At 62.0% G+C, this 14725-nt stretch carries 12 protein-coding genes and 1 tRNA gene; 2 read left to right on the top strand and 11 right to left on the bottom strand.

Annotated features, from left to right (window positions below):
- Positions 1-189: 189 nt before the first annotated feature.
- A complete protein-coding gene (locus AC3ISR_RS25765; protein ID WP_463984167.1) occupies positions 190-1458 on the top strand; it encodes an aspartate aminotransferase family protein in 1269 nt (422 codons plus the stop codon).
- Positions 1459-1640: 182 nt separating this feature from the next.
- Positions 1641-1799: a YqaE/Pmp3 family membrane protein gene (locus tag AC3ISR_RS25760; protein WP_192299821.1), complete on the top strand. Its 159-nt coding sequence runs from the start codon at positions 1641-1643 to the stop codon at positions 1797-1799.
- Positions 1800-1804: 5 nt separating this feature from the next.
- On the opposite strand, the gene pqqE is transcribed toward AC3ISR_RS25760, so the two are convergent.
- The 11 genes from pqqE to AC3ISR_RS25705 all read right to left on the bottom strand — a co-directional run bounded on the left by pqqE (position 1805) and on the right by AC3ISR_RS25705 (position 14634).
- Complete coding sequence (pqqE, locus tag AC3ISR_RS25755; protein WP_192299820.1) at positions 1805-2956, bottom strand: pyrroloquinoline quinone biosynthesis protein PqqE; 1152 nt, start codon at positions 2954-2956, stop codon at positions 1805-1807.
- Positions 2928-3203, bottom strand: a complete 276-nt coding sequence (gene pqqD, locus AC3ISR_RS25750) for a pyrroloquinoline quinone biosynthesis peptide chaperone PqqD (protein ID WP_003194772.1) — start codon at positions 3201-3203, stop codon at positions 2928-2930. Before pqqD ends, pqqE begins: the two co-directional genes overlap by 29 nt.
- Positions 3200-3952 (bottom strand): pyrroloquinoline-quinone synthase PqqC, encoded by a 753-nt coding sequence (gene pqqC / locus AC3ISR_RS25745; protein ID WP_017739525.1) that lies wholly within the window; start codon positions 3950-3952, stop codon positions 3200-3202. Before pqqC ends, pqqD begins: the two co-directional genes overlap by 4 nt.
- Before the next feature lie 11 nt (positions 3953-3963).
- Positions 3964-4875 (bottom strand): pyrroloquinoline quinone biosynthesis protein PqqB, encoded by a 912-nt coding sequence (gene pqqB, locus AC3ISR_RS25740; RefSeq protein WP_192299819.1) that lies wholly within the window; start codon positions 4873-4875, stop codon positions 3964-3966.
- Positions 4876-4944: 69 nt separating this feature from the next.
- The gene (gene pqqA, locus AC3ISR_RS25735; RefSeq protein ID WP_003194766.1) at positions 4945-5019 is read right to left on the bottom strand and encodes a pyrroloquinoline quinone precursor peptide PqqA; all 75 of its coding nucleotides are present in this window, start codon (positions 5017-5019) and stop codon (positions 4945-4947) included.
- Between the two features lie 173 nt (positions 5020-5192).
- Positions 5193-7529, bottom strand: coding sequence for a pyrroloquinoline quinone biosynthesis protein PqqF (gene pqqF / locus AC3ISR_RS25730; RefSeq protein WP_489324502.1), 2337 nt, complete (start codon positions 7527-7529; stop codon positions 5193-5195).
- A gap of 48 nt (positions 7530-7577) precedes the next feature.
- Positions 7578-8372 carry a carbon-nitrogen hydrolase family protein gene (locus tag AC3ISR_RS25725; protein ID WP_463984169.1) on the bottom strand — a complete coding sequence of 265 codons (795 nt, stop codon included), beginning with the start codon at positions 8370-8372 and terminating at the stop codon, positions 7578-7580.
- Positions 8373-8382: 10 nt separating this feature from the next.
- Positions 8383-10074 (bottom strand): flavin monoamine oxidase family protein, encoded by a 1692-nt coding sequence (locus AC3ISR_RS25720; RefSeq protein WP_463984170.1) that lies wholly within the window; start codon positions 10072-10074, stop codon positions 8383-8385.
- 146 nt (positions 10075-10220) lie between these two features.
- Positions 10221-10667, bottom strand: a complete 447-nt coding sequence (locus tag AC3ISR_RS25715; RefSeq protein ID WP_192299815.1) for an Lrp/AsnC family transcriptional regulator — start codon at positions 10665-10667, stop codon at positions 10221-10223.
- A gap of 131 nt (positions 10668-10798) precedes the next feature.
- Positions 10799-10875 (bottom strand) — tRNA-Ile (locus AC3ISR_RS25710).
- A gap of 15 nt (positions 10876-10890) precedes the next feature.
- The gene (locus AC3ISR_RS25705; RefSeq protein ID WP_192299814.1) at positions 10891-14634 is read right to left on the bottom strand and encodes an EAL domain-containing protein; all 3744 of its coding nucleotides are present in this window, start codon (positions 14632-14634) and stop codon (positions 10891-10893) included.
- Positions 14635-14725 lie beyond the last annotated feature (91 nt).

Genomic DNA, 14725 nt, shown 5'->3' with positions numbered 1-14725 from the left:
GCTGGAAAATCGAAATGGCCGTTGGCCCCCGGGGCGCCTAGTCTAGCGCCTATTCGCAGGGCTTACAGGGCCAGATCGGGCAATGAATAGCGTTTATTTAGATAGCGTTTACATAGGCAAGGCAAAAAACCTCAAGGCACTGATGCTCGGTCGCACCGACCAAGGTCCGGTTGCTATTGGGGGGGAGCTGTGAACCTGTTCAATATGCGCCGCCCGACGCCCAGCCTGGATGACCTGATTTTGGACGAGTCGCGTGATGATGCGTCGAGCGAATCCCTGATGCCCACTGTGGCGCGTCCACCGCAAGTGTTCGTACGCGGCCAGGGCTCCTGGCTGTGGGACAGCGACGAGCGTGCCTACCTGGATTTCAGCCAAGGCAATGCTGCCAACAGCCTCGGCCACAGCCCACAGGTGTTGATCAAGGCCTTGGCCGACCAGACCCAGGCGCTGATCAACCCGGGCAACGGCCTGCATAACCGTGCTCAACTCAACCTCGCCGAACGGCTCTGCCATCGTACCGGCAGCGACCAGGCCTACCTACTCAACAGTGGCGCGGAAGCCTGTGAGGCGGCGATCAAGCTGGCGCGCAAGTGGGGCCAACTGCATCGCGGTGGCGCCTACCGCATCATCAGTGCCGGCGGCGGTTGCCATGGGCGCAGCTTCGCGGCGATGTCGGCCTCGGCCGGTGGTCCGGACAATCGTTTTGAACCGCAACTGCCAGGCTTCAGCCATGTGCCTTTCAACGACCTGCCGGCCCTGCACGCCGCAGTCGATGCGCAAACCGTGGCCATCCTGCTCGAACCCATCCAGGGCGAAGCGGGCGTGATCCCGGCCACCGAGCACTACCTCAAGGGTGTTGAGCGCCTGTGTCGTGAACTGGGCATCCTGCTGATCCTGGACGAAGTACAAACCGGCCTTGGCCGTTGCGGCACCCTGCTTGCCGAACAGCAATACGGCGTACGCGCCGACATCATCACCCTGGGTAAAGGCCTGGGCGGCGGCGTACCCCTGGCGGCGCTGTTGGCGCGGGGCAAAGCCTGTTGCTTCGAGTTGGGCGAGCTGGACGGCACCCATCACGGCAACGCGTTGATGGCCTCAGCCGGCATGGCGGTGCTTGATACGGTGCTGGAGCACGGCTTCCTTGAACATGTACGTGAAGCCGGCTTGCATCTGGGCGAAGGCCTTGCCCGCCTGGCCTACCGCTACGACCACGGCCAACTGCGCGGCCACGGCCTGATGTGGGGCCTGACCTTGTCGGATGATTCTGCAGATGCAGTGGTAAAAGCGGCGCTGCACGAAGGCCTGATCCTCAACGCCCCGCAACCCAATTGCCTGCGCTTTACCCCGGCGTTGACCGTCAGCAAAGGCAACATCGACGAAATGCTCCTGCGCCTGGCGCGCGCTTTCTCCCGCGTGCGTACTGCGCAGTTGCAATGCCGCAAGGGCATCGCCGTTTAACCCCAATTTCCTGAACCGTCTCGCGGTATACGCGGCGCCTCCAGCCTGATTCTTTTGGCTGGGGGCGTTTTTTTGTGTACGTCGGTATGGATGGCTCTAAGCCAGATCCCACTGAACCCTCACGAACCCCCAAGGTCGATTAGCTACACGGCTCACACGAGCCGATTTTCTGGAGCTGACCCATGGATTTCATTCGTATCCTCATCGCCATCCTGCTGCCGCCACTGGGCGTGTTCCTGCAAGTGGGCTTCGCCGGCGCGTTCTGGCTGAATATTCTGCTGACCCTGTGCGGCTACTTCCCCGGCATCATTCACGCGGTATACATCATCGCCAAGCGCTGAGGCCGTCAGCTTTTGGCGATGAGGCGTGAGTTGCGCTCGTTGCGAAACGCCAGCTGTTCGATGGTCTGGGTGGCGTGTTCGGCATCTTCGCGCGCTTGAAGGATGATGCCGTGCTGCTCGGATTTGCTGCACACCGGGTCGGCGTTGCTGGCGTCGCCAGTGAGCATGAATGCCTGGCAGCGGCAGCCACCGAAGTCCTTTTCTTTTTCATCGCATGAACGGCACGGCTCGGGCATCCAGTCGTAGCCGCGAAAGCGGTTGAAGCCGAACGAGTCGTACCAGATGTGTTGCATGCTGTGGTCGCGCACATTCGGAAATTGCACCGGCATCTGTCGGGCGCCGTGGCAGGGCAGGGCGGTGCCGTCTGGCGTCACTGTCAGAAAAATACTGCCCCAGCCGTTCATGCAGGCTTTCGGGCGTTCTTCGTAGTAATCCGGGGTAACGAAGATCAGCTTGCACGGGTGGCCTTCGGCTTCGAGCTTGGCGCGGTATTCATTGGTGATGCGTTCGGCGCGCACCAGTTGTTCCTTGGTCGGCAACAAACCCACACGATTGAGCTGCGCCCAGCCGTAGAACTGGCAGGTGGCGAGCTCAACGAAGTCTGCCTCCAGCGCGATACACAGCTCGATGATGCGGTCGATCTTGTCGATATTGTGCCGGTGGGTAACGAAGTTCAGCACCATCGGGTAGCCGTGGGCTTTCACCGCCCGGGCCATCTCCAGTTTTTGCGCGAAGGCTTTTTTCGAGCCGGCCAGCAGGTTGTTCACCTGCTCGTCGCTGGCCTGGAAGCTGATCTGGATATGGTCCAGGCCAGCCTTCTTGAAGTCGCTGATCTTCTGCTCGGTCAGGCCGATGCCGGAGGTGATCAGGTTGGTGTAGAACCCCAGCTTGCGCGCTTCGGCGATCAGCTCGGCGAGGTCCTGGCGCACCAGCGGTTCACCGCCGGAAAACCCCAGCTGTGCTGCGCCCATTTCCCGCGCCTCGCGAAACACCTTGAACCACTGCTCGGTGCTCAGTTCCTTGCCCTGCTCGGCGAAATCCAACGGGTTGGAGCAATACGGGCATTGCAGCGGGCAGCGGTAGGTCAACTCGGCGAGCAGCCACAGCGGCAGGCCGATCGGCGGTTTTTCAGGCAAGGGTGATCCAGTGTTCTGCACGGGCGACCTCCATGAATTGCTCGATGTCGTCACCCAGCTCAGGTACGCCGGGGAACTGCTTATCCAGCTCGGCGATGATCGCCGCCACGTCGCGCTCGCCGTCGATCAAGCCGCCGATCAGCGCAGCGCTGTCGTTGAGCTTGATCATGCCTTCGGGGTAGAGCAACACATGGCCTTTTTGCGCGGGTTCGTACTGGTAGCGATAGCCCTGGCGCCAGGTCGGTTTCTTGCTGCGATCAAAGCTCATAGGGCGATCCCTTTATGCCACACCCGCTGGTCGGTCACGCTGTGATACGGCGGGCGTTTGAGTTCGTAGGCCATGCTCATGGCGTCCAGCATGCTCCACAAAATATCCAGTTTGAACTGGAGAATTTCCAGCATGCGCTCCTGGCCTTCGCGGGTGGTGTAGTGCTGCAAGGTGATCGCCAAACCGTGTTCCACATCCCGGCGGGCCTGGCCCAGGCGGGTGCGGAAATATTCGTAGCCGGTCGGGTCGATCCACGGGTAATGCTGCGGCCAGCTGTCGAGGCGCGACTGGTGGATCTGCGGCGCGAACAGCTCGGTCAGCGAACTGCTGGCGGCTTCCTGCCAGCTGGCGCGACGGGCGAAGTTGACGTAGGCATCGACCGCAAAGCGTACGCCGGGCAGTACCAATTCCTGCGAGCGCAGTTGGTCGGGATCGAGACCGACGGCCTGCCCCAGGCGCAGCCAGGCTTCGATGCCGCCGTCTTCACCGGGGGCGCCGTCGTGGTCGAGCAGGCGCTGGATCCATTCGCGGCGGATCTCGCGGTCAGGGCAGTTGGCCAGAATCGCCGCGTCTTTGAGCGGAATATTCACTTGATAGTAGAAACGGTTGGCGACCCAGCCCTGGATCTGCTCGCGGCTCGCGCGGCCTTCGTACATCGCCACGTGGTACGGGTGATGGATATGGTAGAAGGCGCCCTTGGCACGCAGGGCGGCTTCGAATTCGGCGGTGGTCAACGGCGTATCAGTCATTTCGATCGCTCCTACAGTTCAATGCTCATGCCGTCGTAAGCCACTTCGACATTGCGCCGCACCAGCTCGGCTCGCTCGGGGGAGTCTTCATCGAGGATCGGGTTGGTGTTGTTGATGTGGATAAGCACTTTGCGCTGCTCGGGCAGTTGTTCCAGCACTTGCAGCATGCCGCCGGGGCCGTTCTGCGCCAGATGACCCATTTCGCGGCCGGTGCGGGTGCCGACGCCACGGCGCTGCATTTCATCGTCGTCCCACATTGTGCCGTCCACCAGCAGGCAGTCGCTGCCGGCCATGATCTCCAGCAGTGGTGCGTCGACCTTGCCCAGGCCGGGGGCATAGAACAGCTTGCCGCCGGTGCGCAGGTCTTCGACGATCAGGCCGATATTGTCGCCCGGGTGCGGGTCGAAGCGGTGCGGTGAGTAGGGCGGTGCAGCGCTGCGCAGTGGCAGTGGGGTGAACCGCAGGTTGGGGCAGGCCGGGATGCTGAAGCTGGTGTCCAGCTCGATGCGGTTCCAGGCCAGGCCGCCGTTCCAGTGGGTAAGCATGGGGAACAGCGGGAAGCCGGTGCTGAGATCTTCGTGGACCATGTCGGTGCACCACACCTGGTGCGGGCAGCCTTCGCGCAGGCTCAGCAGGCCGGTGGTGTGGTCGATCTGGCTGTCCATCAGGATGATGGCGCTGATGCCGGTGTCGCGTAGCGCACGGCCGGGCTGCATCGGCGCAAAGCCTTGCAGTTGCGCGCGAATATCCGGCGAGGCGTTGCACAGCACCCAATTCACGCCATCGTCGGAGATTGCGATGGACGACTGGGTACGTGCCTGGGCCCGCAAGCTGCCATCACGAAAACCTGCGCAGTTGGCGCAGTTGCAGTTCCACTGTGGGAAACCACCGCCGGCGGCGGAACCTAGAATCTGGACAAACATGGTAGCTCCCAAGCAAAGCTCAAAACAAAAACGCCCCGGGCGGGCCGAGGCGTTGTAGTACCCAGCGGATTAACGGCTGGCGAAGTACATGGTGACTTCGAAACCGATACGCAGATCAGTGTAAGCAGGTTTGGACCAGGTCATATTCTTACTCCTACCAAGGGATGGGACTTTCACTACCAAGTAATACATATAGTCCATCTCCGATCGGAGATGTTCAGCAGCGTGAGTAGGAATAATACTCAGATCTGCTCAAGTTAGCGCTGTCTCGCTGGAAAAAGCCTGTTGCAAGGTTGGCAATGATCAGCCCGCCGGTATCAGCCTGTTGTGATGCGCGGGCCGTTGGCGACATAGCGCCAGCCGCCTGTGGCGTTGTTCAACTGTTCGGCGGCGTGTAGCAGATCTTCGCGGGTCAGGCGTTGGATCGACTGTTGAACGCGCTCCAGATAATCCGCCGGGTGCCCGGCCAAACGCGCATGCCAGAGCAGTTCGGCGGCTTGGGCAAGCGGTAGCGTGCTTGCCGAGAACTGGCCCGCCAGTGCCGTGTTGGCCATGTCGTCAGCGTTGTTGATCAGCGTCGGCAATTGCGTCAGGAAGATCTGTAACTGCTCAACGATCGCTTCCCGGGACACATTGGGCGATTGCACGCCAAACAGCAGGCCCGTTTGCCCGTTGATCTGTCGGACGCCGCTGAACACGGCGTAGCCGATTTGCAGCTCTACCCGCAGGCGTTGGTAAAACGGACCCTGGAGCAGATGCCCAAGCAGGCGCCACGCGGCTTCATCCTCCAGGGATTGGCTGGGTGCCGGGCAAAACAGCAGCAAGGCGGCCTCGCTGGAATCGGTCTTCACCTCGTGCCAGATGCGCTGGCCGCCTAGGGTTGGCAGGAACTGCTCGGTCGGTGCGGGTTGCCCGGGCAGGTGCGCTGCGGCTGCCTTGATCGCCGCTTCGGACGCGGCCGGAAAACCCAGCCCCAGGCCCTGCCAGCGGGCGTTGACCCAGGAGGTTTCGCGGTGCTCGGGCGGGGTGGCGCAGTAAGCGGGCAGTGCCTTGAGCAATTCGCGAATGGCGATCGTCGGCGTCGGGGCGCAGGGTTTCTGTTGTGCCTGGTTCAGGCTGTGCGCCAAGGCATCCAACACCGCCGGCATGGGTTCGTGCAGCCCGACCATTTTCACCAGCCAGTCGTTGCCGATGGTTTCAAACGACAATTCAACGCCCGCCTGGCGAGCATTCTCACGCAGTGGCTGCAATGCGCCTTGCAGGTCGCTGGGAGCAGAGCGCCAGCGCAGGTACAGCGCGGCTTCATCGGTGTCATTCGCCCACGCTTGGCTGAAGGACAGCGCCGACACTTCCCGGCGGCCCCGTGAACGGTCCTGGGCGAAGGTGCGCAAACCGCGGTGGGCGCTGGTCTGGCCACGAATCAGGCCAGCACGCTCTTCCTTGGCCGGCGGGCGCAGGAATGGATTGTTCGGTGGCAGTTGCCATGTGTGCTGCGCCGGTGGCAGGTGCAGGGCGGCGAGCAGGGTTTTGAGGGCCGTGAGGGCCTGCTCCGACAGGTCTTCGCTGTCGTGTCGAGCCAAGGCGAGGGCGCCGCCGGTTTGTTGCTGGCGAGCGGCCAGCAGGGCGAACTCTTCTTGCAGTGCCGTCCAATCGCTGTGTGCGAAAAAGCTCAGCCAGTCGTGCAGCAATGCCTCAATCGCTGTCGCCGGTTCATCTTGAGTGTCGAGGGTGAAATCGACGTCCAACAGTGCTTGCCCGGCAAAGTGATACAGCACCCTCGCTTGCAGGTCGGTGGCCAGTTGTCGTGTTTGCAGTTCGGCCAACAATCCGCCTGGAGCCGAAGCGTTGAGCCAGGTGCAGAGGAACTCCAGGGCTGCGCGCGGCGCGTTGCAAGTGATGACTTGGTGCAGGTGGTTGTCAGCTTTGTGCTGGTAGCCCTGAACGTCACCGGGCATCAACGGCGGTGGTGCGAGTTGTGGGCGTTGAGGGCTCGAATTCAACACAGCGCTGAATCGCTGCGCGAGAGTTTCCAGTGCGTCCAGCGACTGTGGGCCTGCAAGGCTTAAGGTCATTTGTCCGCTCTGGTAGAACTGCTGATGAAATTCCCGCAATGCCTGCTGAAATGCCTGACTTTCCACCGGCAAGCTGTCGCGGTTGCCCGCATGAAAACCGCGCAGTGGATGATCCGCCGCCAGCCCTGCGAACAACGCCACCTGCTGCTGGGCCTTGGCATCCTGGGACCAGGCGACAAATTCCGCGTGCAGCACTTCGCGTTCGCGCAGTTGATCTTCCAGCGCCAGACGCGGCTGGGCCAGCATGTCGGCCAAGCGCTCCAGGCCATCGGCGAAGGCCGACACCGGCAGTTCAAAGAAGAAGTCCGTGGTGCGCTCGCGGGTGCTGGCGTTGACCTGGCCGCCGTGACGTTGCACGTAGGCCATCAGCCCTTCGTCTGTGGGAAAACGCTCGGTTGCGAGGAACAGCAGATGCTCAAGAAAGTGCGCCAACCCCGGCCAGGCCAGGGGCACATCGTGGCTGCCGGCGGCGACCCGTAAAACCGCTGCGCTGCGCTTCAAGCGCGGCGCATGGCGCAGGGAAACCCGCAGGCCATTGGCCAGGGTCAGTTGACGGTGAAGAGGGTGGGCCGGCGCAGGCATGGGCACTTCCGAAACGTAGGAAGTGCCTATGCTAACAAACCCATAAGGTCAGGGCTTGTGCAGCGCGCTGTACAGCTCGGGACGGCGGTCGTGCAGGTAGTGGTTGGCGGCGCGGGCGGTGAGGATCGATTGATGATCCAGCGTGCCGATGATCAGCGCTTCATCCAGTCCGGCCTGGGCAATGCGCTGGCCGTCCGGCGCGGCAATACTGCTTTGCCCGCAGTAGTGGATGTCGCCTTCATGCCCGCAGTAATTGGCGTAGGCCACGTAGCATTGGTTCTCGAAGGCCCGCGCTCGCACGGTGACATCGGCGACAAAGTCGAACGGCACCATGTTCGCGGTGGGCACCAGGATCAACTCGGCACCGGCCAGGGCCAGGCGGCGGGTGTTTTCCGGGAATTCCAGGTCGTAGCAGATCAGCATGCCCAGCTTCCAACCGTTGAGTTCCACTACCGGGAAGTCATCGCCCCCGGCACTGAACATCCCGTGATCCAGATCGCCAAACAGATGCGTCTTGCGGTAGTTGCACAGGCGCTGGCCGTGAGCGTCTATCAGTTGCACGGCGTTGTAGATCTGCCCGTCGTCGGCCCGCTCCGGGTAGCCGTAGACAATTGCCAGCCCGGCACTTTGCGCCAGTGCGGCAATCCTCTGCGCGGCCGGACCATCCTGAGCCTCGGCCAAGGCCCCCACCGCCTCGGCGCCGATGTTGTAGCCGCTGAGGAACATTTCCGGCAACACCAGCACATCCGCACCGGACGCTTCATGCGCCAGCTGGTGCAGGCGTGCCAGGTTGCCGGCCACATCCAGTGGCAGCGGCGGGCATTGGTACAAGGCGACACGCATGGTCAACTCCTTACTCAGGCAGGGCAATCGGGCCGATTTCATCGAACACATCGCCCGGCCCCGGGTTCTCGGGGTAAGTGCTGCCGCCGAAGTGGGTCATGATGCCCCATACAGCATTCAGCGAGGTTTGCACGGCGCCTTCTACCCATGCCGGTGTCCAGGAAACGTCGTCACCGGCGATAAAGATCCCACGCTGTTCGGCGGGCATGTCCTTCTGCATGAAGTGCGCATACATACGCTGGTTGTAGCGATAGTGACCGGGCAGCGCGCCTTTGAAGGCCCCGAGGAAATGCGGGTCGGCTTCCCAGGATACGGTGATCGGGTCGCCGATGATGCGCGCCTTGATGTCGACTTTCGGGTAGATCTTCTTCAGGGCGTCGAGGGCCAGCTTCACGCGTTTGTCGATGGGCTGCGGGAGCATTTTCAGTGCGTCGCTCATCCACGCGTAGGACAGGCAGATCACCCCCGGCTTGTCGTCACCGTTGTCGAACAGGTAGGTGCCACGGGTCAGGCGATCGGTGAGGGTCATGCTCATCAGGTCGCGACCGGTTTCCGGGTCTTTGTCTTTCCAGAAGGGGCGGTCGACCATCACGAAGGTTTTCGAGGACTGCATGTAGCGTGTGCGGTCGAGGGCCATCCACATTTTTTGTGAGAACAGGCTTTCGTCACATTCGATCTGGGTGGTCAGCAGCCAGCTCTGGCAGGTGGTCAGGACGGCGGCGTATTCGCGGGTGTCGCCGTAGTTGTCGGTGACGGCGAAGCGGCCACCGTCGGCGTGGGCAATGCGCTTGACCCCGGCCCGTGGCGCGCCGCGGTGCAGCGAACTGAGGCTGGTGCCCGCCGGCCAATGGGCGCAGCGCTCCGGTACATGGCGCCAGATGCCCATGGGCACTTGGGCCACGCCACCGACCACGAGGTGCTGGTGGTCATCGCAGTTGGTCATCACCACGCGGAAGATTTCCAGCATCGAGTTGGGGAAGTCCGAGTCCCAGCCACCTGTGCCGAAACCGACCTGGCCGAAGACTTCGCGGTGCAGGAACGACAACTTGGCGAACGCCTTGGAGGTGGCGACGAAGTCGTAGAACGTGCGGTCGTCCCACAACGGTACGAGCTTGTTCCACAGCGCCTTGAGGCGTGGTACGTCACGGTCGCGGATGGCTTGCTGGATGTCACCGAACTGCGAGCCGGCCTCCAGGGCATCGGCCCAGGCGTCGGCAACTTCCTGGAACAACGCCGGCAAGTCCGACAGCTTTTGTGCGTAATGGGTCTGGCCTTCGAGGTCGATCACCGTGCTGCCGGACGCTGGCGTCAACGGGTTGGGGAAGGGTTTGGTTTCCAGGCCGAGCTTGTCGACGTAGTGGTAGAACGCGGTGGACGACACCGGGAAGCGCATGCCGCCCAGCTCGGCGATGATGCCTTCGGCGCCTTCAAACGCCTGGGAGCGCAAGCGCCCGCCCATTTTCGAGGCTTCGTACACCACCGGCTTGAGGCCCAGCTTCATCAGTTCGTAAGCGGCCACCAGACCGGCGATGCCCGCGCCGACAATCGCTACTTCGGCGCCATGGTTGGCGGCGGGAATGCTGCCCAGGCCGGCGGGGTGTTCGATCCAGTCATCGAAGGCGAACGGAAAGTCCGGGCCAAAGATGGTGATGGGTTTTTTACCGTCTGCAGGGTGGCGATTGTTTTTGTTGAATGTGTTCATGGCTGACCTGGCTGGCGACTCGGCGGGGCACGTCCCGCTGAGTATAGGAAAAGATGGCAGCCAGTTTAGGGAGCGTAGCGTTCGTTAATAAGACGCAAAGTGTCGTCGGAATGAATTGTTTTTAGTCAGAGTGACGAAGCGGGTGGTCAGACTGGCTGGCCGCGATCCAATTTGTTACTGAGGATGATCGAAGTAGTGGTCTTCTCGACGCCATCGACGCTGCCGATCTGGTCGAGCAACTGGTCGAGCTGCTCCGGCGAGTCGGTGCGCAGCCAGGCCACGTAATCGAACTCGCCGCTCACGGCGCACAACTGCTGGACCTGGGCCATCGCACTCAGTCGGCGCAGCACTTCCTTGCCGGAGCGCGGCTGGACGGTGATCCCCACATAAGCCTGCAAACCACCGCCCGCCACCCGTTGGCCGAGGCGTACACCGTAACCTGTGATCACCTGGGTCTTTTCCAGGCGCGCCAGGCGCGACGTCACCGTGGTGCGCGCGATCCCCAACTGGCGGGCCAGCATGGCCACGCTTTCGCGCGCGTTGATTTGCAGGGCGGCGATCAGTTGGCGGTCGATTTCGTCTAGGGCAGGCAAGGGGAGGCTCCAGTAGGTGAGCGATGGAGTGTGGACGCTTTTTACACACTTTCGTCGATTTATTCGCCTGGGCTGGCTGGCAAACCACTCGGCCAGACACACAAAAGCCGCGCAATGCGCGGCTTTGGAGTTGGTGGGCCCACACGGACTTGAACCGTGGACCAAAGGATTATGAGTCCTCTGCTCTGACCAACTGAGCTATAGGCCCTAAACAGGTCGCGGATTATAACGACGGTTTCTCCACTGTGCTATCCGAAAAATCCTCAGCCCTCATACGAAGGAATGTAGCTGCGAACAGTTCGGGCGGCAGGGGCAGGCTGACGATGTAGCCTTGCATCTGTTCGCAGCCCTCGGCGGCAAGGAATGCCTGTTGCGCGGAGTTTTCCACGCCCTCGGCGATGATGGTGAATTGCATGCTGTGGCCCAGGGCGATGATGGCGCGCACGATTGCAGCGTCGTGGGGGTCGTCGGGCAGGCCGCGGACGAAGGATTGGTCGATTTTCAGGAAGTCCAGCGGCAGCCGCTTGAGGTAGCTGAGGGATGAATAACCTGTGCCGAAGTCGTCGATCGCCAGCTGCACGCCCAGGTGCTTGAGTTGGTGCAGGACCTCCAGCGCTTCTTCAGCCTGGCTCATGATGAAGTTTTCGGTGATCTCCAGTTGCAGGCAGCCGGGTGTGAGGTGGTAGTCGTGCAACAGTTGTTCGATGCGTGACAGCAGGTTGGGGTGACGCAGTTGCGCGCCGGCGAGGTTGACCGAGAGTGTACCGAAGTCATCGAAGGTGCCTTGCCAGGCGTGCATTTGGCGGCAGGCCTGTTCCAGTACCCAGTCGCCGATCTGCAGGATCATGCCGTTCTCTTCGGCGAGGGCGATGAAGTGTTCGGGCGGCACTTCGCCGAAGGTCGGGTGACGCCAGCGGATCAGTGCTTCGGCGCCGATCAGTTCTTGTGTCGCCAGGCTGCGCTTGGGTTGGTAGCACAGGCTCAGTTCGTCGCGTTCGATGGCGCGGCGCAGTTCGTGTTCCAGGGCCACGCGCTCGTTGGCCTGGGCGGTGAGGTCGCGGGTGTAGCTCTCTACCCGGTTGCGGCCCTTGGCCTTGGAGCGGTACATCGCGGCGTCGGCGTTCTTGACCAGAGTGGCGACGTCGGTGCCGTCCTGGGGATACAGGCTGGTGCCGATGCTGGCGCTGATGAAGAACTCATGTTCGCCGGCCTGGAACGGTAGGGTGAAGCACGCCAGCAGCTTGTTTGCGAGGTGTTCGGCGTCGCTGGCATGTTGCAGGCCCGGCAGCAGGATGATGAATTCATCGCCACCGAGGCGGGCGACGGTGTCGATGTCACGCAGTTGTTCCTTGAGGCGTACGGCAATGTCCTTGAGCAGCAGGTCGCCAACGGGGTGGCCGAGGCTGTCGTTGATGTGCTTGAAACGGTCCAGGTCGAGAAACAGCACGGCGCCCTGTTTGCCGGTTTCCTGATGGCCGTTGAGGGCGGCCTGCAGTCGGTTTTCAAACAGCGTGCGGTTTGGCAGGCCGGTCAGCGGGTCGTGGTGTGCCTGGTAGTCGAGGCGGGCCTGGGCCAGTTTGAGGCTGGAAATGTCGGCAAACACGGCGACGAAGTGCGTGATCAACTGGTCGCGGTTGCGTACGGCGCTGATGGTCAGCCAGCTGGGGTACGGCTCGCCATTCTTGCGGCGGTTGGAGATCTCGCCTTGCCAATGCCCGTGGGCGGTCAACTGATGCCACATCGCGGCATAGAAGGCGCTGTCGTGCAGGCCCGAGGCGAGCATGCGTGGTGTCTGGCCCAAGGCTTCGGCTTCGCTGTAACCGGTGATCTCGCTGAAGGCGCGGTTGACGGCGCTGATGTTCTGCTGCGTGTCGGTGATCAGCACGCCCTCGGCAGTGCTTTCGAAGACCGTTGCGGCTTGTTGCAGTTTTTCCTGCATCAGCTGGCGTTCGGTAATGTCGCGGGCAATGGTGAGCATGCAGTCGTCGTCGCCGATTGGCAGTGGGCGGCTGGACAATTCACAGAGGCGGACTTGCCCATCACTGCGGCGGATATGGCAGATGAAATCGCGGACAAAGCCGTCGCGCTGCATCATCTCCAGCATGTTTTTGCGTTCGTTGAGGTCGACCCAGATGCCCAGGTCCAAGGCGGACTTATCGATGGAGGTGGCGCTGGCGAAGCCGGTAATGCGGCTGAAACCATCGTTCACTTCGATCAGCAGGCCATCGCGTTGACGGCTCAGCAGCAAACCGTCGGGGGAGGCATGGAATGCCTTGGCGAACTTCTCTTCCGAGGTTTGCAACTGCTGCTGGGTTTCCTTGAGCTGGGAAATATCGCGCACGACCACGACGATGGCTTCGATGGTGTCGAGCTGGAACGGCTCGGCGGAAATCAGGCCGGTGAAGACTTGGCCGTTGCTGCGCCGAAAGGGCATCTCCAGGTTGCGGATGCTGGAGGTCTGCACCCGTTTCAGCAGATCCGGGCCGGCGCCCTCGTAGCCCCAGATGTTCAACGCCGTGCCGGTTTTACCCACTACTTCCTCGGCGCTCAGGCCGACCTGATCCTCGAAGGCCTTGTTCACCTCCAGCAGGCAGCCGTCGGACAGACGGGCGATCACGAGTATGTCCGGGCATTGCTGGAACACCGAGGCAAACTTTTGCTCGGACAGTTGCAGCGCTTCTTCAGTGCGTTTGGCTTCGCTGATGTCGATCATCAGGCCGCGCAACACGGGCTCGTGGCCATGCTCTATGAGGCTGACGATGTCGCGCACCCACAGGCAGCGGCCGTCGGCGGTGATGACGCGGTAATCGACGCTGTGGTCGCGGTTGGCGCTGGTTTCGCGATGGCAATAGGTTTCGGCGCGTGTCAGGTCGGCAGGGTGGATGATGTTGCGCCAGAAGCCCGGGATCAGCCAATGGGCACGCGGGTACCCCAGCAGTTCTTCGGCGTGGGGGGAGACGTAGCTGTAGGTGAAATCGATGATGCTGGCTTCCCAGGCGATAGCCGACAGGCTCTCTACCAGGCCGCGGTAGTGGTATTCGCTGCTGCGCAGTTCTTGTTCGAGCGCCACGCGGCGGGAAATTTCCGAACTGAGCCGGCGATTGATCCGAATCACGATGGCCAAAACGGTGCTCAGCAGCAGCACTGCGGGCAGGCCGTAGGTCAGCAGGTCAGTCCAGAATGCGCGGTGATCGGTAATGCTGCCGACCCAGTGTTGCTGGATGGCATCGGTTTCGTCCGGGCTGAGGTCGGCCAGGACTTTATCGAGGATGCCGACCAGCATCTTGTTGTCACGCGGCACGCCCATCGCCAGTTGGTAGCGGTAGGGCGTTTCGCCGCTGACGTACAGACCGTCGAGTTTCAGCTGGCGCAGGCTCCAGACGCTGGATGCGAGGTCGCCGACCACGGCATCCACTTCGTCGGTGGCCAGCGCTTGTAGCGTCGAGCTGACGTTGGGCATGGCCACCAGATTCAGGTCGGGGTGGTGGGTGCGGAGCAGTTCGTGGGGGGCGTAATTTTCCACCACGGCAATTTTAAGCCCGTAGAGATCCTTGAGGTTGCGCGGCTGGGCGCCACCCTCATGGGCCAGGATCACGATGGGGAAGTCCAGGTACGGGCGCGTGAAGGCCATGTAGCTCTGGCGTTCAGGCGTGGACATGACACCGGGCAGCAGGTCGAGCTGGTTGTTTCGGGCCTGCTCGAGCACCGCGCTCCAGCTTGCGGGTTCGATCAATTTGATCCTGACGCCCAGGCGGTCCTGGATCAGACGCACATAGTCGGCGGCCAGGCCCTGGTAGTGGCTATTTTCATCACGGTATTCGAAGGGTGGCCATGACGCATCCACCCCCAGCCGCAGTTCCTGATGGTCCGCTAGCCAGCCACGCTCATCATCGCTAAGAGTCAACGCGCCAGCCGTTGCGGTCCAGGTCAGCAGCGACAGCAGTAACACGGTCGGCAATCTGGGCATAACGGTCTCGTTATGGCACGGGGAATGGTTCGAGTGTAGACGGGCATTGCGGGGGAGGGGTGTTGCGCGGGATTTTTTGCTGTAGAAAACA

Source organism: Pseudomonas sp. GL_117 (assembly GCF_057835125.1).
This window is presented reverse-complemented; position numbering and strand designations above follow the sequence as displayed.

Bases quoted from the DNA above. Each gene is read 5' to 3' on its own strand.
- AC3ISR_RS25760 (WP_192299821.1), top strand. From the start codon at position 1,641: ATGGATTTCATTCGTATCCTCATCGCCATCCTGCTGCCGCCACTGGGC.
- pqqD (WP_003194772.1), bottom strand. From the start codon at position 3,203: ATGAGCTTTGATCGCAGCAAGAAACCGACCTGGCGCCAGGGCTATCGC.
- pqqC (WP_017739525.1), bottom strand. From the start codon at position 3,952: ATGACTGATACGCCGTTGACCACCGCCGAATTCGAAGCCGCCCTGCGT.
- pqqB (WP_192299819.1), bottom strand. From the start codon at position 4,875: ATGTTTGTCCAGATTCTAGGTTCCGCCGCCGGCGGTGGTTTCCCACAG.
- pqqF (WP_489324502.1), bottom strand. From the start codon at position 7,529: ATGCCTGCGCCGGCCCACCCTCTTCACCGTCAACTGACCCTGGCCAAT.
- AC3ISR_RS25725 (WP_463984169.1), bottom strand. From the start codon at position 8,372: ATGCGTGTCGCCTTGTACCAATGCCCGCCGCTGCCACTGGATGTGGCC.
- AC3ISR_RS25720 (WP_463984170.1), bottom strand. From the start codon at position 10,074: ATGAACACATTCAACAAAAACAATCGCCACCCTGCAGACGGTAAAAAA.
- AC3ISR_RS25705 (WP_192299814.1), bottom strand. From the start codon at position 14,634: ATGCCCAGATTGCCGACCGTGTTACTGCTGTCGCTGCTGACCTGGACC.